Below are 24,742 nucleotides of genomic sequence, written 5' to 3'. Positions count from 1 at the left end.
TTGTCCGCTAACGGGAGGAACGCCATGAACGAGCGAATCGCCAGACCCGGCGGCGGTACGGACAACGGGGAGCGGTCATGACCGGCCGCGTCATGATCTTCGCACCGACACCGCTGCTGACCGTGACCATCGACCAGCCGAGCGACGCACCGGAGTTGCACCTGCACCCGGGCGGGCAGGGGGTGTGGCAGGCCAGGATGGTGTTGTCCCTCGGCGTCGACGTGGTGCTCTGCGCGGCGCTCGGCGGCGAGGTCGGGCAGGTACTGCAACCGTTGCTGGTAAGCGAGGGAGTCGACCTGAAGGTGGTGGCCCGCGACTCCGGCGGCACCGGCGGGTACGTGCACGACCGCCGCGAGGGGACCCGTCAGGAGATCGTCGACGTCATCGGCCAGCCGTTGAGCCGGCACGAGTTGGACGAGCTCTACAACCTCGCACTCGGCGAGGGCCTGCGCGCGCCGGTGAGCGTGTTGAGCGGGCCGAACCATCCGTCCCTGGTCCCCGCCGACCTCTACCGGCGCTTCGCGGCCGATCTCGGTGCCAACGGTGGCCGAGTGGTGGTGGATCTCTGCGGCGAGCACCTCGCCGCCGTCCTGGAAAGCGGTGTCTTCTTTCTCAAGGTCAGCCACGAGGAACTGATCGCCGACGGGCGGGCCGACGGCGACGACGAGGAGGAGCTCACCCGCGCGATGTACGACCTGCACGCCTCCGGCGCCGAGAACGTGGTGGTCAGCCGGGCCGACAAGCCCGCGTTGGCGCTTGTCGACGGCGAGGTGTTCGAGGTGCGGATGCCGCGGCTGGAGGCCGCCGACCCGCGCGGGGCGGGCGACTCGATGACCGCCGGGGTGGCCGCCGTGGTGGCCCGGGGCGGCGACGTCCGCACGGCGATCCGTACCGGCGCGGCGGCCGGCGCGCTCAACGTCACCCGACACGGCCTCGGCACCGGCCGCCTCGACTCGATCAACGGCCTCGTCGACCGGGTCCGGTTGGAACCGGCGGGCAGCCGTCCCCAGGAGCGGACCACCCCCGACGAACTGGCGCAACGGGCGGGTGGCCGATGACGCTGCGGGTGTTGATCACCAACGACGACGGGATCGCCGCGCCGGGCATCCAGGCGCTGGCTCGGGCGGCCGTCGACCGGGGCCTGGACGTGGTGGTGGCTGCCCCACTGGAGGAGGCGAGCGGCACCAGCGCCGCGATGAGCGCCATGGAGCAGGACGGGCACGTGGTGGTCCACGACCATCCGTTACCGGAGCTCGACGGCGTGCCGACGTTCGGCGTCGGTGGCTCGCCCGGGTTCATCGCGCTCATCGCCGTACACGGTGCCTTCGGACCGCCGCCGTCGGTGCTGCTGTCGGGCATCAACCGAGGCGCCAACGCCGGCCGCGCGGTGCTGCACTCCGGCACCGTCGGGGCCGCCTTCACCGCTGCGGCCAACGGCTGCCGGGCGATGGCGGTGTCGCTGGACGTGCTCTCGGCGGGTGAGGCGACGGCGGCCAGCGGAGGTGCCGCGGTGGCGGCTGCCGCCCGGGTTCGCGACGCCGAACGGAACTGGGCCACCGCCGCCCACGTCGCCCTGGATCTGCTGCCCCGGCTGACCGCCGCGCCGACGGAGAGCGTGCTCAACGTCAATGCGCCCGATCTACCGCTGGCTCGACTGCGTGGGGTACGCCATGCCACCCTGGCGACCTTCGGCCAGGTGCAGATGACCGTCGCCGAATCCGGGCACGGCTTCGTGCGTACCTCGCTGGAGGAGCCGGGACAGGCGGTACAGCCCGGCACGGATCTGGCTCTGCTCGCCGACGGCTACGCATCGGTGACCGCGGTCCGGGCGGTCACCGAGGTGGCCGACGTGGACCTGTCCGGCCTCGACCGGGAGTGATCAGGTGCCCCTGCGGTAGTCGATGCGGTCAGGCCCCGGGGAGCACCTCGGGAGCCGTGGCCGCCCCGGCGTAGTAGGGCTCCGGCGCGCCGAAGAGGCCGAGCAGGCCGGTCACCCAGAGCTGCCGGTGCACGAACCGGCTCGGCTCGGTGACGATCAGCTTCACCCCGCTGACCTCGGCGGTCTGGAATCCGGCGACCATCGCGCTGATGCCCACCGAGTCGATGAAGGTGACCAGCCGCATGTTGAGCTCGATCCGGGCCGGCCGCCCCTTGGCCAGCACCTCGGCGATGGCCTCTTTCACCTCGTACGCGGTGTCGACGTCGATCTCACCCCGAGGGGCGATCTCGATGACACCACCGGGCCGAACCGTCTGCAGGATCGACAGGCTCACGCGAGCACCTCCACTCGCCCGTACGACGGGCGCCTCATCAGTACGCGGGCCGCGACCGACAGTATTCCTTCAACCGCCTCGGTCGCCACCCCTCGGGATGAGCAATTCACGGATGCGGGCACAACAAATCACCCATATCCGAACTATATTGGCCTTATCACTCAGCGTTCGACCTCTGCCGACGCCGCCGAACCAGGGTAGCGGGCCGACGCCATCCCCGTCGTTTTCCAGCACTGCCGGCGTGCCCACGAACAACCGGCCTGACCTGCGCTGGGCGCGCGATAGTGGCGCGGTGTGCCTAGCATCACGAGTGACCCCTATGACGGGAGGACCACATCATGCTCCGCAGACTCGCCGCGCTCGCCGGTGTCAGCGCCCTGCTCGCCCTCGTACTGGCCTGCGGTTTCGGCGGCGGCGACGGTGACGACGACGATGACGATGACGACGACTTCGCCCGCGCCGCGGCGGTGGCGGTCGCCGTCCGCTGACCAATGCGACGAACCCGGCGTGGTCCGGACCGCACCGGGAAACGCGCCTGCCCTTCCGGTCGGGTCGGGCGTTTCGATGGTTTGCGTCCGGGCCGGTGTGGGCACAGCCTCCGATGCGAACCGCCACCGGCCGGACAACGCCGCCGACAGCTGATGCGTGCACCGGCTCCGGCACCGTCGAGGAGGGAACCACCATGTTCGGAACACATCTGCTGGAGCGCCGCAGCAAGCCGGAGCGGGTCGCGGACCAGGCGTGGCAACACCTCGTCTCGGCGGTGAACAACGCCGGCGACAGCCTCCGCGGCACCGCCCGCACCGCCCGCCACAGCTCCGCCGGTTTCGCCGGCGACGCTGGTGACCTGGTCGAGTCGGCCGCCGAGGAGGCCCGTCACCGCGCCAGCCGCGCCTTCGACGCGCTCGCCGGACGCCGCCCGGCGCTGCCCTGGACGCTGCTGATCGGCGCCGCCCTGGTCGGTGCCGCGGTCGGCTGGGCCGCCGGCACCGCGGCACGCGCCGCGGGGAGCCGGGACCGGGCCCTGGAGGACATCGAGTTCGTCGACGTGGACCGACCCGACTCCCCCGCCGACCCGACAAATCCCGTCAGCTGACGGTTCTGTGTGACGACGGGCCCCACCGACCGAGGCGGTCGGGCGGGGCCCGTCGTGCTGTCATGCATCAGCCCTTCGCCCGCTGGAACCTCCCGGGCAGCTCAGGTCGGGAACGGCCGACCTCGTCCGATCCGGGTGAGGCCGATTCATCCGGACGGTCACCAGGCTCGGTCGCGGCGGGCCTGGCGTGTCGGTCCGCGCCACCGTGGTGAGAAGGGAGCGACCGATGGCCAGCATCTCGACGATCAATCGCACCGACCAGGACATCCGGTCCGCGGTGCTGGACGAACTCGACTGGGAGCCCCGGGTCCGGCCGCACGAGATCGGGGTGGCCGTCACCGAGGGCGTGGTGACGCTGACCGGGCATGTGGACAGCTACGCCAAGAAGTGGGCGGCCGAGCGCGCCGCGCACCGGGTCACGCAGGTGCGGGCGGTGGCCAACGACCTCGCGGTGCGCCTGGTGACCGGCGCGGAACGCACCGACCCGGAGATCGCCGCCGCGGTTCAGCACGCCCTGCAGTGGCAGGCGTTCGTGCCGGTCGACGCGCTCGACGTCACGGTTTCCCAGGGCTGGGTCACCCTGCACGGCGAGGTCGAGTGGGAGTACCAGCGCCGCGCCGCCGAACAGGCCGTCGGCCAACTGCACGGCGTACGCGGGGTCAGCAACGGCATGAGCGTCCGGCCGTCGGTACGCCCCGACGGTGCCCTGCTGGCCCGGCGCATCGTCGACGCGCTGGCCCGCAACCGCGCCACCGACGCGGAACAGGTGACGGTACGCGTACACGGCGACACGGTGCTGCTCGGCGGACTTGTGCACTCGATGCCCGAACGCGCCGAGGTGGAACGGGTCGTCTGGTCCGCCCCCGGCATCCGGGAGGTGCAGAACCACATCGCGGTCGCCCCGGTGCTCCGCTGAGTCGCCCGGAACCACCCGGGTCGGGTGAGTCGCGCTCACCCGACCCGGCCCGAGGCTGGGGGGTATGACCGATCAGCTGACCACGCCCCTACAGGTCACTGCGCGACTCCGCACACCCGTCACCGAGCACGACCACATCCGTGGTCCGCTGAAGGCACCGGTGACGATCGTCGAGTACGGCGACTTCCAGTGCCCCTTCTGCGCCCTCGCCCACGCCAATCTGACGGAGGTGCTACGGCAGCGCGCCGACACCGTCCGCCACGTCTACCGTCACTTCCCGATCACCAACATGCACCCGTACGCCGAGCGGGCCGCCGAGGTCGCCGAGGCCGCCGGACGGCGGGGTCGGTTCTGGGAGATGCACGACTGGCTCTACGAGCACCAGGACCAGCTGGATCCGGTGCACCTGACGCTCGGTGTCGAACAGCTCGGCCTGCCGGTCGACGAGGTGGAGGCGGAGATCGGACGGCACGCCCATGGCGACCGGATCCGGCACGATTTCGTCGGCGCCATCCGCAGCGGGGTGGACGCCACCCCTACCCTCTTCGTCAACGACATCCGCCACGACGGCGAGTTCACCCCAGCCAGCCTCCTGACCGCCGTCGACGCCGCCGCCTGACCTTTCACGAGGGTCGGCCGCACAGTCAGATGAGGCGGAGTTGGCGGGCGCGGCGGACGGCGTCGCGACGGCGGGTTGCATCGAGCTTGCGGTAGATGTTGCGGACGTGGGTCTTGACCGTGTTGACGGAGACCGACAGTTCGGCGGCGATCTCCACGTTGGACAGGATGCTCTGCAGGTACCGCAGGATCGTCAGCTCCCGCTCGGTGAGCGGCTCGTCCAGCGACGGCACCGCCGCGTCGGCGGCACCTGAGCCGCCCGTCTGTCCGGCCGGCGCGTCGACGGCGCGTACCAGGTCACTCACCAGCGACCAGTGGGCGGTACCGGAGTCGAGGTGGGCGGTGAGCAGTTCCCGCAGTCCCGGCTCGGCCTGTCGGAACGGGCGACGGTAATCCTCCGGCGCGGCCAGGTCGAGCGCCTGTTCCAGCAACCGGCCCGCCCGACGGTCGTCACCGGACCGGACGGCCAGCACCGTGGCCAGCAGCGCGGCGTCGAGGCGTACCGGCAGCGGCCAGTCGGCCGCAGGTGCGGCGGTCCAGTCCGGCAGCAGACGGTCGGCGGCACGGGGGTCACCGGCCCGCAGTTCGGTCCGGGCCGCCGCGACGGCCAGCGCCGCCGCCGCACCGGTCATCGGCTCGGCCAGCGGCTCACCGGCCAGTTCCCGGGCCGTCTGTACGTCGCCCCGCGCGCTGTGCAGGTCCAGTTCGGCGGCGCGCAGCCACGTGCCCAGCTCACCGCCGCGTGCCCCCCACCCGGTGCGGGCCTCCACCAGCAGCCGGTGGCCGACACTCGGCTCCCCCTCGTCGAGGCGCAGGTACGCGCGGCACCAACCGGCCACCGCGCCGGGCACCGGTTCCGCGCCGGCCGGCGCGGCCAGCCCCAGGTGCGCCTCGGCCTCCGCCGGCTGGTTCCGGTGCAGCGCCACAACGGCCAGCGCCAGGTGCGCGTACCCGCAGTCGAGCAACGCCGCCCAGCCCTGGCAGGCCGGCAGGGCCAACGCCGCCCGGGCCAGTTCCTCGGCGGCGCGCAGCTGTCCACGCAGCGCCGCCACCAGGGACCATCGGCTGGCGCAGACCAGTTCGGTGCGCGGACGTGCCGCCTCCCGGGCGGCCGCCAGCGCTTCGGCGAAGCCGGTCGCCGCCCCGGTCAGGTCGCCGTCGTCCAACGCGAGCAGGGCGAGCGCGGTGCCGGCCACGGCCCGTACGTCAGCGTGCTCGATGGCATGGTCGGCTCGCGGGTCGCCGGTCGGGTGTCCACCGTCGGTGGCGAGCAGGCGGGCGGCGGCGGCGCGTACGGGCGGCGGGTCACCGGCGAGTCGGGCCAGGGTGAGTTCGACCGCGGCGACCAGCCGACCGAACCGGGCCCGGCGCGGTTGCGGCAGCCGCCGGAGGTGCCCGCCGGCCAGCCGTAGGTAAGCCTCGGCCGCCCCGGTGTCGCCGTCGAGGGCCCGTTCGGCGGCGCAGGCCAGCGCGAGTTCCGGGTCACGTTCCACCGCCTCCGGCGGGGGTGGCGCGGGCACCGGCCCGACGCCGGCCGGCCGCTCGTAGGGCACCAGTTCCGGCCAGCGGATCACGAACAGATCGGTGGCGGCGGTCCAGTCACCGGCGGCGAGCGCGTGGCGCAACGCGTCGGCGGGTCGGCCGTTGCCGGCGTACCATCCGGCCGCCCGCAGGTGCAGGTCGCGCAGCTCCGCTGCGGGTAGCCGGACCAGCTCGCGGTGCAGCAGGTCGGTCAGCAGCGGATGGCACCGGTACCACACCGGCCGGCTGCCGTCATGGTGGAGCAGACCGCTGTCGTCGGCGAGCGTGCGCAGGCGTTCCTCGGCGTCCGCGTCGCCGCTGAGTGCGGCGGCGAGGCCGGCGCAGACGGCGTCGACGATCGCCGCGCGGCGCAGCAGCTCACGGTCCGTCGGCTCCAGCCCGGCCAGCGGCTCCGCCCGCAGGTAGCCGGCGATCTCCGGCTGGTCGGCGCCGAGTTCGCTGATCCAGCGCTCCGGGTCCGGTTGGTCCCGCAGGGCGAGGGCGGCGATTCGCAGCACGGCCGCCCACCCCCCGGTCCGCTGCCGCAGCCGGGCCACCGCGGCGGCCGGCACCACCACCCCGTGCGCGGTGAGCAGGTCGGCGATCTCGTCGCCGGTGAAAGCCAGATCGTCCGGGCCGATCTCGGTCAACTCCCCGGCCAGCCGCAGCCGGTGCACCGCCATTGGCGGACCGGTCCGTCCGGCCGCCACCAGCCGTAGCCGCTGCTCGCTGTGGCGGAGCAGGAACTCCAGACCGGCCAGCGCCGCCGGTTCGGTGATCAGGTGCAGGTCGTCCACGATCAGCACCACCGGCCGTTCCCGGACGGCGAGGGCGGCGGCCATGATCTCCAGCTCGTCCGGACGTGGCGCCCGGTCGGGCATCGGCGTCTCCGCCGGATCCGCGACGGAGCGCAACGCGGCGCCGAGATACGACCAGAGGCGGTCCGGGTCGTCCCCCGCCTCGACCGACACCCAGGCCGGAACCGGGGCCTCCGATTCAGCCTCCTGCCGCATCCGTCGCCAGGTGGCCAGCAGCGTCGTCTTACCCCAGCCGGCGGGTGCCCGGAGCACGGTGACCGGGCGGGCCACCGCCTCGTCGAGCAACCGGGCCAGCCGGGGCCGGAGCACCATCGTCTCTCCCGGCGCGGCGGGTGCCAGCCGGGAGGCCAGCAGGGGTGGGCCGCCCGGTGGGCGGACCCCTGCGTCGGCCCGGACGGTGCTGCGGTCATCCGGCATCCGGCCCACCCCCACGGACGCGTGCTTCCTCCCCCGGCCCTGCGGCGGGCGGTTACCCGACCCGCGACGGTTCACCCCTTCCGGGGGAACCGGGTTCACCCCGCCAGCGGCAACGCTGGCCCTGAGCTGGGCGGACGCGTCGCGGATCCCACCGGGTCACCCGCCGACCCGTTCGTTGGGACGGACCACACGGTGCGGAAGCGGGATCGGAGGTACGAGTGGGACAGGTCGGGACTGTTGTCGCGGTGGCCGGCGCCCTCGGCGTGGCGGCGGCCCGGGCCGCGCGTACCGCCGTCATCCGGCAGCGCACCCGGCGTGCCCGACACCCCGGAGGTTGGCAGGTGGTGACGGTCGACCGGCCGCCGGAGCAGGTGCTGCCCACCGGGGCCTGGCCGGTGCCGCTCCGCCGCCTCGACGGTGCCGTCGAGGTCGCGGTGGCACCCGCGCCGGGTGGCCGGGGTACCGAACTGGCGGCCCGGCCACGGCCGCACGCGGCCTGGCCCGGGCTCGCCGCGCACCTGCTCGGCGACGATCCCGGCCTGCTGGTACGGCAGGCGTTGTGGCAGGTCAAACAGCTCGCCGAGACCGGCGAGGTGCTGCGCGTCGACCGGACACCCGGCGAGCGCGGGCCGGTGGCGCCGACCCACAGCTTTCCGCCGCGAGCGGACGGGCCGCCACGGTGAGAGCGCTGTGCTGGACCACCGGTGGCGAGTTGGCCGTCCGCCAGGTGCCCGATCCGGAGCTGCGTAACGACCACGACGTGATCGTCCGGGTGCGGCGCAGCGCCACCTGCGGTGCCGACCTGCCGCTGCTCACCGGGCAGGTGCCGGGCCTGGCCGCCGGTGACGTGCTCGGCCACGAGTTCCTCGGCGACGTGGTCGAGGTCGGCCCCGGCGTACGCCGGCACCGGATCGGCGACCGGGTGGTGGTCTGCGCGTCGGTGGCCTGCGGTGCCTGCTGGTACTGCCGGCGAGGGCTACCGTCGTGCTGCGACAACGGCAGCAGCGACCCGACCGCGAGTGAGGCGGAGTGGGGTCACCCGGTGGCGGGCTGCTTCGGCCAACCCCGGGCCGCAGGTGGTTTCGCCGGCAGTCACGCCGAGTATGTCCGGGTGCCGTACGCCGATGTCGGGGCGTTTCCGGTGCCGGAGTCCGTCGGCGACGACCGGGCCCTGTTCGCCTCGGACGCCGCACCGGCCGGCTGGCTGGGTGCGGAGGGTGGCGAGGTGCGCCCCGGTGACGTGGTGGCGGTGTGGGGAGCCGGCGCGGTCGGTCAGCTGGCCGCCCGGGCAGCCTGGCTGCTCGGCGCCGAGCGGGTGGTCGTCGTCGACCGGCACCCCGGGCGGCTGCTGATGGCACGGCAGCACGTCGGCGCCGAGACCATCGACCGGCGGGACACCGACGTCGCGGCGCAGCTGCGGGAGTTCAGCGGTGGGCGGGGGCCGGACGTGTGCGTCGAGGCGGTCGGCGGTCCGGCGGGGGAACACCGGTCGCTCGCCGACCGGTTCACCGGCCGCGCCCGGGTGCCGGAAGCGGTCCGGGAGGCGGTGTACGCCTGCCGCAAGGGTGGCAGCGTCTTCGTCCTCAACGGCGGCGCCCGCCACGTCGACGCGTTCCCGGCCGGCACCGTCGTGCACAAGGGACTGACCGTGCGCGGGGGACGCCAGCACGGCCAGCGCCACATCCCGATGCTGCTGGACCGCATGGCCCGCGACGAGCTGCGTACCGAGCACCTGGCCTCGCACCATTTCCCGCTGGAACGGGCCGCGGAGGGGTACGCCCTGTTCCGGGACCGGCCCGAGGAGTGCCTCCGGGCCGTGTTCACCCCGCAGTGACCGGGACCGGGCGGATCGGCGGCGACGGTGGCATGATCGCGGGATGGCTGCCCAACGTTCGTACGACGTGGTGCTGTTCGGGGCGACCGGGTTCACCGGTGGGCTCACCGCCCGCTACCTGGCCCGGCACGCGCCACCGGGACTGCGCTGGGCGATCGCCGGCCGCAACCCCGACAAGCTGGCCGCGGTCCGGGACCAGTTGACCACGATCGACCCGGCGCTGGCCGGGTTGCCGCTGCTCACCGCCGACGTCACCGACCCGGCCTCGCTGCGTGCGGTGGCCGCCGACGCCCGGGTGGTGGCCAGCACCGTCGGCCCGTACGTCCACCACGGTGAGCCGCTGGTGGCCGCCTGCGCCACCGCCGGCACCGACTACCTCGACATCACCGGCGAACCGGAGTTCGTCGACCGGATGTACCTGCGCCACCACGCCGAGGCGGTGCGCACGGGTGCTCGGCTGGTGCACGCCTGCGGCTTCGACTCAGTCCCGCACGACCTCGGTGTCTGGTTCACGGTCAAGCAGTTGCCCGCCGACACCGCCGTCACCGTGGACGGGTACGTGCGGGCGGGCGGACGGTTCTCCGCCGGCACGTACCACTCGGTACTGACCGCCTTCTCGCGTACCGGTGAGGCGTCGCGGGCGGCCCGCGAACGCCGCGCCGCCGAGCCACGCCCGACCGACCGCCGGGTCCGGGCCGTGCCGGGCCGACTTGCCCGCTCCCGGGACCTGCCGGTCTGGGCGGTACCGCTGCCGACCATCGACCCGCAGGTGGTCCTCCGCTCGGCGGTGGCCCGCCCCGAGTACGGTCCGGATTTCCGCTACCGGCACTTCGCGGCCGTGCGGCGGCTGCCGACGGTGCTGGCCGCCGGTGCGGGACTCGGAGCCGTGGTCGGGCTGGTGAAGCTGCCGCCGACCCGACGCTGGCTGCTCGGCCGGCTCGCCTCCGGGCAGGGACCGAGCGCCGAGCAGCGGGCGAAGTCGTGGTTCACGTTGCGTTTCGTCGGCGTCGGCGGCGGGCGACGCGTGGTGACGGAGGTGACCGGCGGAGACCCCGGCTACGACGAGACCGCGAAGATGCTCGCCGAGTCGGCGCTCTGCCTGGCCTGCGACGATCTGCCGACCACCTCGGGTCAGCTCACGCCGGTCACCGCGATGGGCGACGCGCTGCTGCACCGTCTCACCGCGGCCGGGATCACCTTCCGGCTGCTGAAGGAGGAGCCGGCGGCTTGACCCTCGACCAGGTCGAGGGGGCAGGATCGGCCCGTGGACAGTGACCTGCGCAGCATCGGTGAGCTGGCCCGGGCCAGTGGGCTGACGGTGAGCGCGCTGCGGTTCTACGACGCCGCCGGGGTGCTGGTCCCGGCCCGGGTCGATCCGGTCACCGGGTACCGCTGGTACGCCGACGACCAGGTGGCACCGGCCCGGCTGGTGGCCGGGCTGCGCCGGATCGGTCTGCCGGTGGCCGAGATCGCCCGGGCGGTACGCGCGGAGCCCCCGGTGGTGCGCCGGCTGCTCGACGCGCACCTGGGGCGGCTGGCGGACGGACTGGCCGAGGCGCGGCGCGAGGTCGCCCGGATCCGTCGCCTGCTCGCCGACGACCAGCCCCCGCCGGCCACCCGGCTCGTCCTGACCGGGTGTGCGTTGTCCGCCGCCGTGGACGCCGTCCGGTTCGCGGTCGGCACCGACCCGGCGCTGCCGGGGCTGGCCGGCGTGCTGCTCGACGTGACCGACGAGGGGATCCGGCTGGTGGCGACCGACCGGCATCGACTGGCGGTGGCGACGGCCGGCGCGACGGTGCACGGTCCGGCGGTGCGTGCGCTGCTGCCCGTGGCCGCTGTCGACCGGCTGCGCCGGCTCTCCGACGAGGCGGTCACCGGCGAGGTACGGCTGACCCTGGTCGGACGGCAGGTCGTCGCCGACGTCGCCGGGCGTCGGTTGCGGGTGACGACGCTGCCGTACGACTTTCCCGACTATCACGCCCTGCTGCCGGGAGCGACCGGCGGGCCGGCCCGGCGGGTGCCGGTGGACGCGCCGTGGCTGGTCGCCGCGCTGCGCTCGGGTGCCTCGACGGTGACCCGGGAGCACGCGGGCGGCCCGCTGCCGGTGACCGTGCTGGGGCTGGGCGGCCGGGACGCGCTACGCCTGCTCGACCCGGACGAACTGACCGACGATCCGGCCGGTCGGGCCGACGCCGAGCTGCGGGTCGGCGTCAACGGGGGGTACCTGCTCGACGCCCTGCACGCGGCGGGTGGCCCGCGCCTGGTGCTGGAACTGGACGGCCCGGTCACCCCGCTGGCCATTCGCCGGCCCGACGATCCGGCCGCCTTCTCCATCCTGATGCCGATCCGACTCTGACCGCGGCGACCCGTCCGGTCCGGCTCGGACCGGACGTCGAAACCGCCGGTCCGCGGTGGGTCGGGTGCGGGAGGCGGGGCGATTCGGGCGCGACGGTAGCATCTGGAGGTCCACCCGAGCCCGGACGGAGGCGTACGGAGCAGCATGCTCGACATGGAGTTGATCCGGAAGGATCGCGACGCGGTGGCGGCCGCGCTGGCGAAGCGGCTGGACGCCGCCGAGGTCGACCGGGTGCTGGAGGAGATCCAGCAGCTCGACCGGGAGCGTCGCCGGCTCATCAGTGAGATCGACGGGGAACGCCAGCGCCGCAAGGCCGAGGCCCGGGCGTACGCGCAGGCGAAGCGAGCCGGTGTCGAGCCGCAGGTCACCTCCGACGACGGTCGGAAGCAGGTCGCCGAGCTGGAGGCGGAACTCGACGAGGTGCAGGCGCGGCTGCGTACCACCATGAGCGAGCTGCCCAACCTGCCCGCCGAGGACGTGGTGCCCGGCGGCAAGGAGGCCAACCGGGTGGTGAAGACCTTCGGCGCGCCACCGGCCATCGAGAAGGTCCGCGACCACGTCGAGCTGAGCCGGATGCTGGGTCTGGTCGACCACGAACGCGGCGTCAAGCTCGGCGGCTCCGGTTTCTGGATGTACACCGGGGTGGGTGCCCGGTTGGAGTGGGCGCTGATCAACTGGCTGATCGAGCGGAACATCGAGGCCGGGTACGAGTTCCTCCTGCCGCCGCATCTGCTGCTGGACAGCGCAGGTTTCGCCGCCGGTCAGTTCCCCAAGTTCTACGACGACGTCTACCACCTGGACAAGCAGTCCGCGCCGCGTGGGCAGTTCCTGCTGCCGACGGCGGAGACGGCGATCCTCGGTGCGTACCAGGACGAGATCCTGGATACCACGAAGCTGCCGCTCAAGGTCTTCGCCTACACGCCGTGCTACCGGCGCGAGGCGGCCGGCTCGCACTCCGACGAGCGGGGCACGGTGCGGGGGCACCAGTTCAACAAGGTGGAGATCTTCCAGTTCACCCTGCCCGAGCAGGCCGACGCGGCGCTGGAGCAGATGGTCAACCACGCGGAGAGCCTGGTCGAGGGGCTGGGTCTGCACTACCAGCGCAGCCTGCTCGCGGCCGGCGACTCCAGCGCGTCGATGCGTAAGACCCTCGACATCGAGGTGTGGATGCCCAGCACCGGCAAGTACAAGGAGGTCTCGTCGGTCTCCTGGGGCGGTGACTACCAGGCCCGTCGGGCGGCGATCCGCTACCGCGAGCCGGGCGGCAAGCAAACCCGCTTCGTGCACACCCTCAACGGCTCGGCCCTCGCCACCAGCCGCCTTCTCCCCGCCATCCTGGAGCAGTTCCAGCAGCCCGACGGCTCGGTCCTGGTCCCCGAAGTCCTCCGCCCCCGCCTGGCCACCGACCGCCTAACCCCGCACTGACCGCCCCCACCCCAGTGCGTCGGCGAGGGGGCAGGGGCGTCAGGTGGCCAGCGCGGTGACGCGGCGGGTGAGGTCCTCGCCGTCCAGCCAACCCTGGTGGATGATCCGGCCGTCGCGGTCGATGATGACGAAGGTGCTCTGCTCGACAACCTCGAAGCGCCGCCAGATCACCCCTTCGCGATCCTCGATCTGCGGCATCGGGCCCAGTTCGAACTCGGTGACGAAGTCGGTCATCGCCTTGCGTTCACCGAGCCCCGCGACGCCGATGATCGGCACGGTCTCCCGGAAGCCGGGCTCGATCTCGGCGATCGTCCACGCCTGGCTGGCGCAGGTGGCGCACCAGGGCGCCCAGAACCAGAGCACCACCGGCCGGCCCGCCAGGGTGGCGGCGTCGAAGGCCGCGCCGTCCAGGGTGGTGCCGGTGAACCGCAGGGTGTCCGGCACCGGGCCGGTCGACGGGGACGAGGCGGTGGCGGACGCCGGACCACCGGCCTGCGGGGCCGCCTCGGCGTCCGGACCGGTGCCGCATCCGGCGGTGGCCAGCACGGCGGCGAGCAGGGCGGCGGTGACCGCCCCGGTGACCCGTCCGGTTCGTGGAACCGACCCCATCGGCGTCTCCTTCGGTTCGCTCGCCCGTCGACCCGGGCAGCCGTGCCACCCGGTCGACCGGCTCAGGCTTCGGTCAACCGCAGCGCCAGCGCCGGGCAGACCTTGACCGCCTTCACCGCGCCCTCCCGCAACCAGGTCGGCACGGGGGTGGGCGGGAAGGCGGGGTATCCGTTCTGGTCCAGCCGGATGAAGTCCGGCACCACGTGGGCGCAGAGGCCGTGGCCGTCGCAACGGGACCAGTCCAGGACCAGTTTCTGTGGGTCGGGGTCGGGAGCGCCGGGTAGACCCATCATGCCCTTGACCCGCCGTCCGCAGCCCTCGCCGGTGGTGTGCTTCTTCAGGTCGTCGGCGAAGACCTCCATCGCCGAGAGCGCGAAGCGGGACGTACCGTCGGGGTGGCTGCACGCGCCGCGGCCCTTGACGTCGCCGGCGGCGGCCCGGACGACCTCCACCGGCGCGCTGCCGGAAACCGCCAGGTCGACGGCGCGGGCCAGGTCGGGCAGGCCCCGCTTGCACGGGCCGCACTGCCCGGCCGACTCGCCGGCCAGGTAACGGACCACCTGCGCCGCCTCGCCGAGCGGGCAGGTGTCGTTGGCCAGCGGGACGATGATGCCAGCGCCGAGCGTACCGCCGACCGCGGCGAGCCCCTTGCGGGAGACCTCGGCCCGCTCCGCCGCCTCCCGGGTGATCCACTTGCCGTGGTAGCCGCCCATGAGGATGCCGGGACCGTCCGGCACCTCGCACAGTTCGAGGATCTCGGCCAGCGGAGTGCCGGCCGCGCACTCCACCACCGCGTGGCGCTTTGCCGCGCCGGTGATGCTGAGCAGCACCGTGCCGGGTTCGTCGTCGGTGCCGAGCGCCGCGTACTCGTACGGGCCGAGTCGGGCGGCGATCGCCATCTGGGCGTACGTCTCGGCGTTCGACAGCAGGGTCGGCATCCCGCCCACGCCGGAGTCGCTGGACCGCTTCTTGGTGCCGGGCGGGATGTGCGGCAGCCCGTTGATCCCGTTCACCAGGGCGCCGCCCTCACCACTTATGAACCGGTGCGGCACCGTCACGACGCTTGTCGGCGCCGGCATCCGGCGCTCGTCCAGGGCCTCCATCAGGGAGTCCCGGCCCACCAGGTCGTCGGCCACGCAGAGCACGATCTCCTCGGCGTCCAGCGCGAATGCGGCCAGCGCGGCACCGTCGAGAATCAGGTGCGGTGCCCGGGTGAGCAGGACCTTGTCCTTCCAACTCGCTGGCTCACCCTCGGTGGCGTTGACCACGACCACGGGCGGTAGATCCTGACGTTCACAGGACTCCAGCACCGCCCGCAGCTTGCGGGCGAACGGGAATCCGGCTCCGCCCTTGCCCTTGAGCTGGATGCCCTCGGCCAGACGCAGCAGGTTGGACGGCTCCATCGGGCTGATCGGCCCATGCACCAGCTCGTGGGCACGCAGGTCGAGCCGGCCGAACTCGGCGAACCCCGCAGTGAGCCGCGGCTCACCCACGGCAGCCACCGGGGGAACGGTGGTCCGCATCGTCACTTGGCCTCACCCCGCAGCCCGGCCCAGTAAGCGCCGTCCACCGAGTCCGGGTCGGCGCGGCGGCGACGCCGGCTCTCCGCCGACGAGGCCCGGCGGGCACGTCGGGAGGCCAGGTCGACAAGGGTCGGAGTGTCGTCGTCGTCGGCCACGTCGTCCGGGGCATACCGGGCCGGCGGGCGCCAGTAGTCGGTCTCCGCCGCCGGCAGGTCGTCCTCGGCGCTGTGCCGCCCTCCGCCGCTGCGCGGCGCGGCGGAGATCGGCGAGCCGGAGATGGGCGCACCGGAGATCGGGTCGACCGAGATCGGGGCGGCCGACTCCCACCGGCGAGGGCTGTCCCAGGGCTCCTCCGGCTCGTCCTCCATCCGCTGCGGAGGAGCCGAGTACCGGCTGTCGGTCCGGGACCGGCGGGAACGGCCGTACTCCTCCTCGTCGTCGAAGTCGCGGCGGCGGCGACGCACCGGCTCCTCGTACTCCATCAGGTCCTCGTCGCGACGGGACGCACGACGGCCCACCGGCTCGCGCTCCTCCTCGCGCCGCGACCGGCGGCCGGTCGGTTCCTCGTCGCGCCGCGACCGGCGGGCGACCGGCTCCAGTTCCTCCTCGACCCGCGCCGCACGCCGCCCGGTGGTCTCCAGCTCGTCGTCGCGGCGGGAGGACCGCCGCCGGGGCTCGGCGTCGCGGCGGCGGCGAGCCACCGGCTCCAGCACCTCGGTCTCGCGGCGCACCACCCGCTCCAGTTCCTCCTCCTCGCGGCGCGAGGCGCGCCGGACGACCGGCTCGAACTCCTCGTCGCGACGGTCCCGGCCGGACCGCACCGGTTCACGCAGCGTGCCCGGCTCGGGAACCACCGGCACGGTGAACCGTTCCGGGTCGTTGCGCCGGATGGTGGGGCTGGCCCAGGTCCCGGAGGTGCTGTCGGCCCAGCTGGTGTCACGACGGACCCGCTTCTCGCGACCGTCGTCGGCTTCGTCGCGCCGGCCGGTCAGGGTGCCGAGCAGGGACTTGCCCCGGGTCTCCTCGGTGGACTTGGCCCCGCTCATGACCTCGTTCAGAACTGCGGCCTGCTGTTGCTCGCGGCTGCGCCGCTGCAGGGTGACCGAGAGCCGGACCATCAGGGCGAGCACGACCAGCAGCACGCAGGCGAAGTAGCTCAGGCCAACCCAGGTGGCGGGCGGACGGCCGGCGAGCAGGCCGTGGAAGATGGCGAACGGCCAGGAGACGTACGCCATGGAGTGCAGGGCACGCCACACCCACTTCGGGCCGACGTCCGCGAACCGCGCCCGGATGATCCCGGTCCAGAGCACACCCACCATGAGCAGCGCGGCGATGGTGCCCAACCCGATGTAGAGGCCCCGACCACCGACGAACGGCACGGCTGCGTCGGTCACCCCCGCCCGACCACTGGCGATCTTCGTGATGACGTGGAAGGCCAGCCCGGCCACGCCGAGGATGCCGGTGGCCCGGTGCGCGGACTGCAACAGCACCCGGTGCCGGATGAGCAGCACCAACCGGTCGGTGGCGAGCAGCCCCATCATCACCGTGAGGCTCAGCGCGACAAGCGCGATCACGCCGGCGAAGAACTCGGTGAAGAAGAAGCCCATCGCGTACATCTGCTGGCCGGCGCCGGTGAGCATCGTCAACGCCCACAAGGCGGCGAGCCCGGACGCGGAGAGCGCCATGATCTGGCCGCGGGACCGGACGCGGATCCCTCGACTGCTGCTGCTGGTACGTACGGCAGCTGCCTTCTCGTTCTGCGTAGCCCGGACCATCTGCTCCTCGATCGTCTCGCGGCGGCGCACCGCCGGCCGACCCTGTTCCCCACTCCAGTACGCAGCGCGGCTCCGGTCGGATCAGTGTCGTAAGAAAAAATCTCGCCGAGTTGTCGAACCGCCCCGCCACCCGGCGCGTATAACGGCCCCGCCGCCGACCGTCCACACCAGCGCATTGACAGGCGTTGAAATCAGCTTGTAACCTTTCCGAAATTTTCAGCCCTGATTGCAAGATCCGGGCAACAGCAGCACCACCTCCCCGTCCCCCGGCACCCCTGGAGCACCCGATGCATCGACGTCGACTCCGCCCCGCGATCGTCGCCCTCGCCGTGATCGCCGGCCTCCTCGCCCCCGGCGTGGTCACCGCACCCCCGGCCGCCGCCGCCCCGAGTGGTGGCAAGAAGGTCATCGCCAACCTCTTCGAGTGGAACTGGCCCTCGGTGGCCGGCGAGTGCAGCAGCACCCTCGGCCCGAAGGGCTACGGCTACGTCCAGGTGTCACCACCGCAGGAGCACGTGCGCGGCAACCAGTGGTGGGTGGCCTACCAACCGGTCAGCTACCGGATCGAGTCCCGCAAGGGCACCCGCGCGCAGTTCAAGTCCATGGTCGACACCTGCCACGCGGCCGGCGTGAAGGTGATCGTCGACGCGGTCATCAACCACATGTCCGGCCAGGACAACGGCGGGACCGGCTGGGCCGGCTCGACCTACCAGCACCACGTCTACCCCGGCATCTACCAGTCGCAGGACTTCCACTACTGCGGGCGCAACGGCAACAACGACATCGCCAACTACAACGACCGCTACGAGGTGCAGAACTGCGAGCTGGTCAACCTCTCCGACCTGAAGACAGAGTCCGACTACGTCCGCTCCCGGCTGGCCGCGTACCTCAACGACCTGCTGTCGCTCGGGGTGGACGGTTTCCGCCTGGACGCCAGCAAGCACATGCCTGCGGCCGACATCGCCAACATCCGCAGCCGGCTCAACCGGTCGGCGTACATCGTGCAGGAGGTCATCTACGGCGCGGGCGAGCCGATCACGCCGAACGAGTACACCGGCAACGGCGACGTGCACGAGTTCCGCTACGGCAAGGACCTGGCCCGGGTGTTCCGCTCCGAGCGGCTGGCGTACCTACGCAACTTCGGCGAGGGCTGGGGCCACCTGCCGAGCGCCGTGTCCTCGGTCTTCGTGGACAACCACGACACCCAGCGCGACGACGGCGGGGTGCTGACTTACCGCGACCGGGGCATCTACGCGCTGGCCAACGCGTTCATGCTGGCCTGGCCGTACGGCTCCCCGACGGTGATGTCGAGCTACACCTTCAGCAGCCGCGACGCCGGCCCACCCTCGGACGGCAGCAACAAGACGCGCAACACGGTCTGCTACTCCGGCTGGGAGTGCGAGCACCGCTGGCCGGTGATCGCGAACATGGTCGGCTTCCGCAACGCCACCGAGGGCGCCGGGGTGAGCAACTGGTACGACAACGGCAACAACCACATCGCCTTCAGCCGCACCGGCCGGGGCTTCATCACCATCAACGACGAGGGCTCGGCGATCAACGGCCGCTCCTACTACACCGGACTGCCGGCCGGCCGCTACTGCGACGTCATCCACGGCACCTTCACCAACGGCACCTGCTCCGGCCCGGTCGTCACCGTCGACGCCAACGGCTGGTTCGCCGCCAACGTCCCCGCCCACGACGCCATAGCCCTCCACCTAAACGCCCGCCTCCCCTAACCCCCCACCCCACCCACCCCCGCCCTTGACCGCCCGCGTTGATCAAGAAGTTTTGGTCGCCCCGCCCGCTCAACCCCGACGCAAACTTCTTGATCAACGGGGCAGGGGGCGGGGGCAGGGGGGCGGGGAGGGTTGGGGTTTTGGGGTTGTTTGGGGGTTTTGGGGGGTAGGGTGGGTGGGTGGGGGTTTTGGGAGTTCTGGGGTCTCGGGGGCGGCGGGGGGTCGCTTTCGGGGTGGGCGTGGCGGTGCTGATGGGTGGGGCCGCGTACACGGGATGGGCGCTGACGCCGACGCCCGGGACGACACCCGTCGCCGGGCCCACCGGTGAGGCGCTGGCGCCGACGGCGGAGGTGCCGCCGTCGGCCGACGCTGAGCGGGTGCTGCCCGCGGCACCGGCGCCGGACGGGCTGCCGGAGATCGACTACGACCCGGCCCCCGCCGGCTTCCCCGACGACCCGGACGCCCTCGACACCACACCGCTGACCCAGGGCCTGCACCCGACCCGCAAGCTCGCCGCGTACGACGCACCCGGCGGTCGACCGTTGGCCTTCCTGATGCCGACGATCAGCGAGGTGGAGCTGACCGTACCGATCGCCCGCCGCGAGTCCGGCTGGACGGCGGTGCTGCTCCCCTCGGCCAACCGCAAGCTGGCCTGGCTACCACCCGGCGGTTTCCGCACCGTCGCGCTGCGCGACCAGATCGTGGTGGAACGTACCCCGTTCCGGCTCACCTGGTACCGCGACGGCACCGCCCAACGCTCCTGGCAGATCAGTCTCGGCCAACGCGGCCAGGAAACCCCACTCGGCCGGACCTTCGTGCTGGGCCGCACCCCACCGCCGGAGTCGGTCTACGGCGGGGTGGACATCTACGCCCTCGGCTCGATCCCCGACGACCTGGACTCGGTGCCCGCCGGGCTGCGCGGCGCCCACATCGGCATCCACACCTGGTACCACGACGGTGAGCTGGGCCAGCAGACCACGAACGGCTGCATCCGGTTGACGGCCAGCGGCCAGCGCCTGTTGCTGGAGAAGCTACGTCCGGGCACGCCGGTGGTCGTCGTCGACGAGCTGCCGGCCCAACCCGCCACCGCCTGAGCCGATGATCGGACGCCGGTGACAGGGCGGTACAGACACCGTCCGTCACGCTGCGGGGCGATGTGACGCTGGGCAGCCGGTACGAGCGTGGCGCGATGGACTGTTCCAGGTTCCTGGGGTCAGTACGCGATGTTGCGAGCTTCGCCGCTGGCGGGTGTCCATTCCTCCGGCCGGATGCGCTGGGCGGGCACGGCTTCGGCCGAAGGGTCCAGTTTTCTCCAGAGGAACTCCAGTGACAACGCCTCGATGAAGGCGCGCTGCTCGTTGTTTGCCGCCGCGCCGTGTCCACCCTCGACGTTCTCGTAGTACGACACGTCGTGGCCGTGCTCGCGCAGCCGGGCGGCCATCTTGCGGGCGTGCCCGGGGTGCACCCGGTCGTCGCGGGTCGAGGTGATGAACAGGACCGGCGGGTACCGCTCGTGACTGCGCACGTTGTGGTACGGCGAGTAGTCCCGCAGGAAGGCCCAGTCCTCCGCGACGTCCGGGTCGCCGTACTCGGCCATCCAGGAGGCGCCGGCCAGCAGCCGGTGGTAGCGACGCATGTCCAGCAATGGGACGTTGGCGACGACGGCGCCGACCAGCGACTGGTAGCGGGTCAGCATCGCCCCCATCAGCAGGCCGCCGTTGCTGCCGCCCTCGATGCCCAGCATGGCCGGCGTGGTGATGCCCCGGCTCACCAGGTCGGTCGCCACGGCCGCGAAGTCCTCGAAGGCGCGGGTTCGATGGGCGCGCAGCGCGGCCCGGTGCCAGCGCGGGCCGTACTCGCCGCCGCCGCGGATGTTCGCCACCACGTAGGTGCCGCCGTGGGCCAGCCAACCCCGGCCGACGATGCCGTCGTAGCCGGGGGTCAGGGACACCTCGAAGCCACCGTACCCGTGCAGCAGCGTCGGTCCGGCGGGCGCGGCCGGATCCCCGACCACGAAGTACGGCACCCGCGTGCCGTCGGCGGAGGTGGCGAAGAACTGGCGTACCGCCAGGCCGTCGGGGTCGAAAAACGCAGGTGCCCGCTTGAGCGTCTCGACGCTGCCACCGACCCGTCCGAGCCGCAGCGTGGCCGGCTGGAGGAAACCCTCCGAGGCGATCAGGTACGCGTCGTCCCGGTCCGGATCCGTCTCCACGACGCAACTTTCCTGGTCAACCGGCACCCCGGGTAGCGGTTCGCGCCGCCAGCCGCTCTCACCGGGGCTGAGCAGTTCCAACCGGCTGCGGACATCGGTGAGGGTGGTCAGGATCAGGTGGTTGCGGGTCCACGTGTACCCGTCGAGCGAGGTCCGGTCGTCCGGCTCGAACAGCACGTTGAAATCCCGGTCACCGGCGAGAAAGCCGGCGAACCGGATCGCCAGCAGCGCACCCGCCGGGTGGCCGACCTCGCCCACCTGCCACGGCGTACGCGGCCGGACCAGCAACCATTCCCGGTGTACGTCCCAGCCGGCGTCCTCGGGCACCGGGATCCGAATCCGCTCCCCCGCCCCGGTGAGCAGGTAGCTCTCCGACCGGTAGAAATCCACGGTGCGCGTGACGAAGTCGCGCTCGAATCCGGGCGTCAGGTCATGCCAGCCGTACGCCCCGATGTCGGTGGTGGACGCCTCGAAGACGATCTCGGCCTCGGTCAGCGGGGTGCCGCGCCGCCACCGGCGCACCACCCGGGGATACCCGGAGTCGGTAAGCGATCCTGGCCCGAGGTCGGTGCCGATCCAGATGTGGTCGGCGTCGATCCAGCCGACGTCGGTCTTGGCCTCCGCCACGGTGAACCCGTCCGCCACGAAGGCCCGATCACCCAGGTCGTACTCGCGCACCACCACCGCATCCGCACCGCCCCGGGAGAGGCTGACCAGGCAGCGCCGGTGCTGCGGCGGCAGGGTCGCCACCCCACCCCAGACCCAGTTCTCGCCCTCCCGTTCGGCAAGCGCGTCAAGGTCGAGCAGGACATCCCACTCCGGTTCCGGCCGGCGGTACTGGTCGAGCGTGGTACGCCGCCACAGCCCGCGTGGATGGGTCGCGTCGCGCCACAGGTCGTAGTAGTAGCCGTCGCCGCGCCAGGCCGGGTACGGGATGCGGTTGTCCGCGTCGAGCACCTGCCGAATCTCGGCCTGCCGGGCGGCGAACGCCGGACCGCCGGTCAGGGCCGCGACGGTCTCGGCATTGCGCTCCCGGACCCACGTCGCAGCCTCCGGGCCGTCCAGGTCCTCCAACCAGAGGTACGAGTCATCGCTGTCGTCGGTCGAGATCGCCACCCTCGAACTATCGCCGACATCCGTGTCGGCACCCGACCCGCCGGCTGTCGACATGGCGACTCGGCTGATCGGCGCCACCCGTTCGGCGCTGTGGGCTGATCAGCCGACTCGGGTGCGGGAGGCGTCGGTCGCCTCGATCCAGCCTCCGCGAGGTAGAGCGTCTGGCTGGCCGGCGGTGAGTACGAGTGCGTCGACCTCATTGATGGAGCCATCGGTGCCGACGAACTCGACGTTCGCCCACCCGTGGTACGGGTCGACATCCGGGCCGACTCCTCCACCCCGTCCGGCAACCACCGGCTCAGCCTTCGCCCCTCACCGGTCACACGTCCGCGCAGCGCACAACAGGCGTCAGCGTCAGAGCGGCAACACGTTCCGCACTTGAACGAACACTTTCTGCTTCATAGACTCGCACCTACGCGCTTTCCCGCCCCCTCCGGGAGGTCGCATTGGGCACATCGACTCGACTACCCGGCCCGACCGGTGGCGGCTGGACCAGCGCGAAGCGCAGCCTCAGCAGCTGGACCCCGCGCCCGCAGAGCCAACCCGGGTCGCTCGTCGAGGACGACCGCCGAGAGGCTGAGCGAACGGCGGAGAAGTTCCGAGACGCGCTGCGTGATGCGCTCCGCGAGGACCCGGAGCGATTCGGCATCCAGAGTTCCGCCAGGGCGAGCGGAGACCGTCTCATCACCGTGTTGGACGACCTGCGCCAGCCGGACCCGGCCCTGCTCCGGGGCATCGCGGATCACCCATACCTCGCTCCGGCGGACGAGTTCGTTCGTCGGTTCGTCGCCGAGGTCGGCGGCGACGGCCGACTGGTTGTCGACGCAGCCACCCGCCGGGCCGCGCGCCGCGTGGTCGAGCGGCTGGTGGACCACGACGGCCCGCTCGCCGACCCGCTGCGACCAGGGGGTATCAGCGGTGAGCTGTTCTGCGCCCTCTACCAGTCCTTCTTCGGGGATCTGGTCGGCCAGTTCGTGCACATCCTGATCGCCGAGAACGTCAAACTCGCACTGCCGGTGCTGGCGCTCGACCCCACCGACACGGTGGCCGGCTTCGTCGCCGACCAGATCGTCAAGGTCCTGCCTGATCCCTGTGCGGTGGCGAACGCACGCGAGCCCGAACAGCCACGCCTCGTCGACATTGCCCGGGACCTGCTCGCAGAAACCGTCGCGGAGGCGCTGGGCTTAGGCGACTCCGGTCTGGAGCTGGCAGCATGAGCCCCGCCAGTTTCGCTTACCAGTATCCGAGCAAGACGAGGTTCTCAGGTCCAGGTCGACCAACGGGACTTGACCCACAACTGCTGTTACCTGCTGATCGTCGACTACAGCAGCTCGCCGAAGTTCCGGGCGACCGACCAGGCTGGGCTCAGGACCTGGTCCAGATCGCGCGTGCTGTCTACCTGGCGGACAAGCTGTCCTCGCGGGCACTCTCCGACGACGGCTGGACCCGACACATCGAGCTCTCGGTAGAGGTGGTGGAGCCAGATCGATGGACTGAACGGACGCTCGTGCTCTTGTCCCGGCTGCTGGAGGCCTTGTCCTCGGACCACTGGGCCATCAACGTTCGTCCTGGGGCCGTTCGGTGGCCGCATCAGGGCCGAATGCTTTCGGCCCAGCAGGTGCAGGAGGTCGCGCTGTTCTCCGGTGGCCTGGATTCCACGGCACACGCGGTTGAGCGTTCCACGGCAGGTGCGGGTGACCTCCTGCTCGTCTCCTACTACGAACCTCATTGGGGAAGGCAGCAGGACGTCGTACTGGAGACGATCCGGACGGCAGCTTCACGGGGAATTCAGCAGTTCAAGGCGTCACAACAGGTACGCGCCCCTAATGTCGAACTGGAGAAGTCGGCACGCACGCGGGGGCTGTTGTACATGGCGACCGCCGTCTACCTGGCGGCGGTACACGACGTCTCGAACGTCGCCGTACCGGAGAACGGTCAGCTGGCCATGAACCCGGCGTTGACCCCCGCTCGGTCCGCTGCTTGCTCGACCCGCTCAGTGCATCCCGGCACGCTGAGCCTCCTCAACGAGATGATCGGGGCGGTCGGAGGTACGACAAGCGTCATCAACCCGTACCTGCACCTCACCAAGGGTGAGGTATGTCGACGGGCGTTGCGGGCAGGGCTGGATGGCACGACGCTTACCAACGCCACTGTCAGCTGTGGTCGCCCGCCCAGAGATCGGCCGGACCCACACTGCGGATGCTGCTACCCCTGTCTGGTACGACACTCCGGTCTGCTCACCGCGCTCGGAGACGACGACACGCCGTACGTGAAAGACGTGTGGGCCATGGCGGACCGGCTAGCTGCGACCGATGATCGGCGGGCGTTGCAGCGCTGGCTGAGCGAACCGTTCGGCGTGCGTGATCTGTTCACCGACCTGCCCGTACCGGAGGGGTCTGACCTGACCGCCCTTGTTGACGTCGTGCAGCGCGGCCGTACGGAGCTGACCCGGATGTTCGTCCGGCATCACAAATTGGTCAGGGCAGCGATTCGGTGA

The 24,742-nt window shown here is 72.1% G+C and carries 21 protein-coding genes; 15 read left to right on the top strand and 6 right to left on the bottom strand.

Annotation, left to right across the window (positions count from 1 at the left end):
* Nucleotides 1-77 precede the first annotated feature (77 nt).
* Nucleotides 78-1,058 (top strand): 1-phosphofructokinase family hexose kinase, encoded by a 981-nt coding sequence (locus Vse01_RS19060; protein WP_170863262.1) that lies wholly within the window; start codon nt 78-80, stop codon nt 1,056-1,058.
* On the top strand, nt 1,055-1,879 hold the full coding sequence (surE, locus tag Vse01_RS19055; protein ID WP_093401326.1) for a 5'/3'-nucleotidase SurE: 825 nt from the start codon (nt 1,055-1,057) through the stop codon (nt 1,877-1,879). Before Vse01_RS19060 ends, surE begins: the two co-directional genes overlap by 4 nt.
* A 28-nt stretch (nt 1,880-1,907) precedes the next feature.
* Here surE and Vse01_RS19050 read toward each other — a convergent pair whose 3' ends face one another.
* Entirely contained in the window at nt 1,908-2,273 is a 366-nt protein-coding gene (locus tag Vse01_RS19050; RefSeq protein WP_093401327.1) for an STAS domain-containing protein, read from the bottom strand.
* 338 nt (nt 2,274-2,611) lie between these two features.
* On the opposite strand from Vse01_RS19050, the gene Vse01_RS19045 reads away from it, so the two are divergent.
* From Vse01_RS19045 to Vse01_RS19030, 4 genes are all read left to right on the top strand, one after another.
* The gene (locus tag Vse01_RS19045; RefSeq protein ID WP_170863263.1) at nt 2,612-2,761 is read left to right on the top strand and encodes a hypothetical protein; all 150 of its coding nucleotides are present in this window, start codon (nt 2,612-2,614) and stop codon (nt 2,759-2,761) included.
* 194 nt (nt 2,762-2,955) lie between these two features.
* Nucleotides 2,956-3,369 carry a hypothetical protein gene (locus tag Vse01_RS19040; RefSeq protein WP_093401587.1) on the top strand — a complete coding sequence of 138 codons (414 nt, stop codon included), beginning with the start codon at nt 2,956-2,958 and terminating at the stop codon, nt 3,367-3,369.
* Nucleotides 3,370-3,595: 226 nt separating this feature from the next.
* Nucleotides 3,596-4,285, top strand: coding sequence for a BON domain-containing protein (locus tag Vse01_RS19035; protein WP_093401328.1), 690 nt, complete (start codon nt 3,596-3,598; stop codon nt 4,283-4,285).
* Nucleotides 4,286-4,361: 76 nt separating this feature from the next.
* A complete protein-coding gene (locus Vse01_RS19030) occupies nt 4,362-4,904 on the top strand; it encodes a DsbA family protein (protein ID WP_093401588.1) in 543 nt (180 codons plus the stop codon).
* 25 nt (nt 4,905-4,929) lie between these two features.
* On the opposite strand, the gene Vse01_RS19025 is transcribed toward Vse01_RS19030, so the two are convergent.
* Nucleotides 4,930-7,659, bottom strand: coding sequence for a LuxR C-terminal-related transcriptional regulator (locus tag Vse01_RS19025; protein ID WP_093401329.1), 2,730 nt, complete (start codon nt 7,657-7,659; stop codon nt 4,930-4,932).
* A gap of 218 nt (nt 7,660-7,877) precedes the next feature.
* On the opposite strand from Vse01_RS19025, the gene Vse01_RS19020 reads away from it, so the two are divergent.
* The 5 genes from Vse01_RS19020 (at nt 7,878) to serS (ending at nt 13,274) form a co-directional block, all read left to right on the top strand.
* Entirely contained in the window at nt 7,878-8,342 is a 465-nt protein-coding gene (locus tag Vse01_RS19020) for a hypothetical protein (RefSeq protein ID WP_198413112.1), read from the top strand.
* Nucleotides 8,339-9,493 carry an alcohol dehydrogenase catalytic domain-containing protein gene (locus tag Vse01_RS19015; protein WP_093401330.1) on the top strand — a complete coding sequence of 385 codons (1,155 nt, stop codon included), beginning with the start codon at nt 8,339-8,341 and terminating at the stop codon, nt 9,491-9,493. Before Vse01_RS19020 ends, Vse01_RS19015 begins: the two co-directional genes overlap by 4 nt.
* A gap of 43 nt (nt 9,494-9,536) precedes the next feature.
* Nucleotides 9,537-10,724: a saccharopine dehydrogenase family protein gene (locus Vse01_RS19010; RefSeq protein WP_093401331.1), complete on the top strand. Its 1,188-nt coding sequence runs from the start codon at nt 9,537-9,539 to the stop codon at nt 10,722-10,724.
* 45 nt (nt 10,725-10,769) lie between these two features.
* The gene (locus tag Vse01_RS19005; protein WP_093401589.1) at nt 10,770-11,849 is read left to right on the top strand and encodes a DNA polymerase III subunit beta family protein; all 1,080 of its coding nucleotides are present in this window, start codon (nt 10,770-10,772) and stop codon (nt 11,847-11,849) included.
* Nucleotides 11,850-11,993: 144 nt separating this feature from the next.
* Entirely contained in the window at nt 11,994-13,274 is a 1,281-nt protein-coding gene (gene serS, locus Vse01_RS19000; protein WP_093401332.1) for a serine--tRNA ligase, read from the top strand.
* A 39-nt stretch (nt 13,275-13,313) separates the two neighbouring features.
* Here serS and Vse01_RS18995 read toward each other — a convergent pair whose 3' ends face one another.
* From Vse01_RS18995 to Vse01_RS18985, 3 genes are all read right to left on the bottom strand, one after another.
* A complete protein-coding gene (locus Vse01_RS18995; protein ID WP_093401333.1) occupies nt 13,314-13,883 on the bottom strand; it encodes a TlpA family protein disulfide reductase in 570 nt (189 codons plus the stop codon).
* Nucleotides 13,884-13,945: 62 nt separating this feature from the next.
* Nucleotides 13,946-15,406, bottom strand: coding sequence for an NADH-quinone oxidoreductase subunit NuoF family protein (locus tag Vse01_RS18990; RefSeq protein ID WP_093401334.1), 1,461 nt, complete (start codon nt 15,404-15,406; stop codon nt 13,946-13,948).
* Nucleotides 15,407-15,408: 2 nt separating this feature from the next.
* Nucleotides 15,409-17,211, bottom strand: coding sequence for a ferric reductase-like transmembrane domain-containing protein (locus Vse01_RS18985; protein WP_232510998.1), 1,803 nt, complete (start codon nt 17,209-17,211; stop codon nt 15,409-15,411).
* 257 nt (nt 17,212-17,468) lie between these two features.
* On the opposite strand from Vse01_RS18985, the gene Vse01_RS18980 reads away from it, so the two are divergent.
* Together Vse01_RS18980 and Vse01_RS18975 are read left to right on the top strand one after the other, a co-directional pair.
* Nucleotides 17,469-18,917, top strand: a complete 1,449-nt coding sequence (locus tag Vse01_RS18980) for an alpha-amylase (protein ID WP_093401335.1) — start codon at nt 17,469-17,471, stop codon at nt 18,915-18,917.
* A 239-nt stretch (nt 18,918-19,156) separates the two neighbouring features.
* Nucleotides 19,157-20,011, top strand: a complete 855-nt coding sequence (locus Vse01_RS18975; protein WP_232510999.1) for a L,D-transpeptidase family protein — start codon at nt 19,157-19,159, stop codon at nt 20,009-20,011.
* 119 nt (nt 20,012-20,130) lie between these two features.
* On the opposite strand, the gene Vse01_RS18970 is transcribed toward Vse01_RS18975, so the two are convergent.
* On the bottom strand, nt 20,131-22,245 hold the full coding sequence (locus Vse01_RS18970; RefSeq protein WP_232511000.1) for a prolyl oligopeptidase family serine peptidase: 2,115 nt from the start codon (nt 22,243-22,245) through the stop codon (nt 20,131-20,133).
* 446 nt (nt 22,246-22,691) lie between these two features.
* On the opposite strand from Vse01_RS18970, the gene Vse01_RS18965 reads away from it, so the two are divergent.
* Both Vse01_RS18965 and Vse01_RS18960 read left to right on the top strand, forming a co-directional pair.
* Nucleotides 22,692-23,462, top strand: a complete 771-nt coding sequence (locus tag Vse01_RS18965) for a hypothetical protein (protein WP_139233056.1) — start codon at nt 22,692-22,694, stop codon at nt 23,460-23,462.
* Entirely contained in the window at nt 23,459-24,742 is a 1,284-nt protein-coding gene (locus tag Vse01_RS18960; protein ID WP_139233057.1) for a hypothetical protein, read from the top strand. Before Vse01_RS18965 ends, Vse01_RS18960 begins: the two co-directional genes overlap by 4 nt.

The organism is Micromonospora sediminimaris, from assembly GCF_016863575.1.
GTDB lineage: Bacteria > Actinomycetota > Actinomycetes > Mycobacteriales > Micromonosporaceae > Micromonospora > Micromonospora sediminimaris.
The sequence above is the reverse complement of the archived record's forward strand: the minus strand, read 5'-3'. Positions and strand labels throughout refer to the sequence as shown.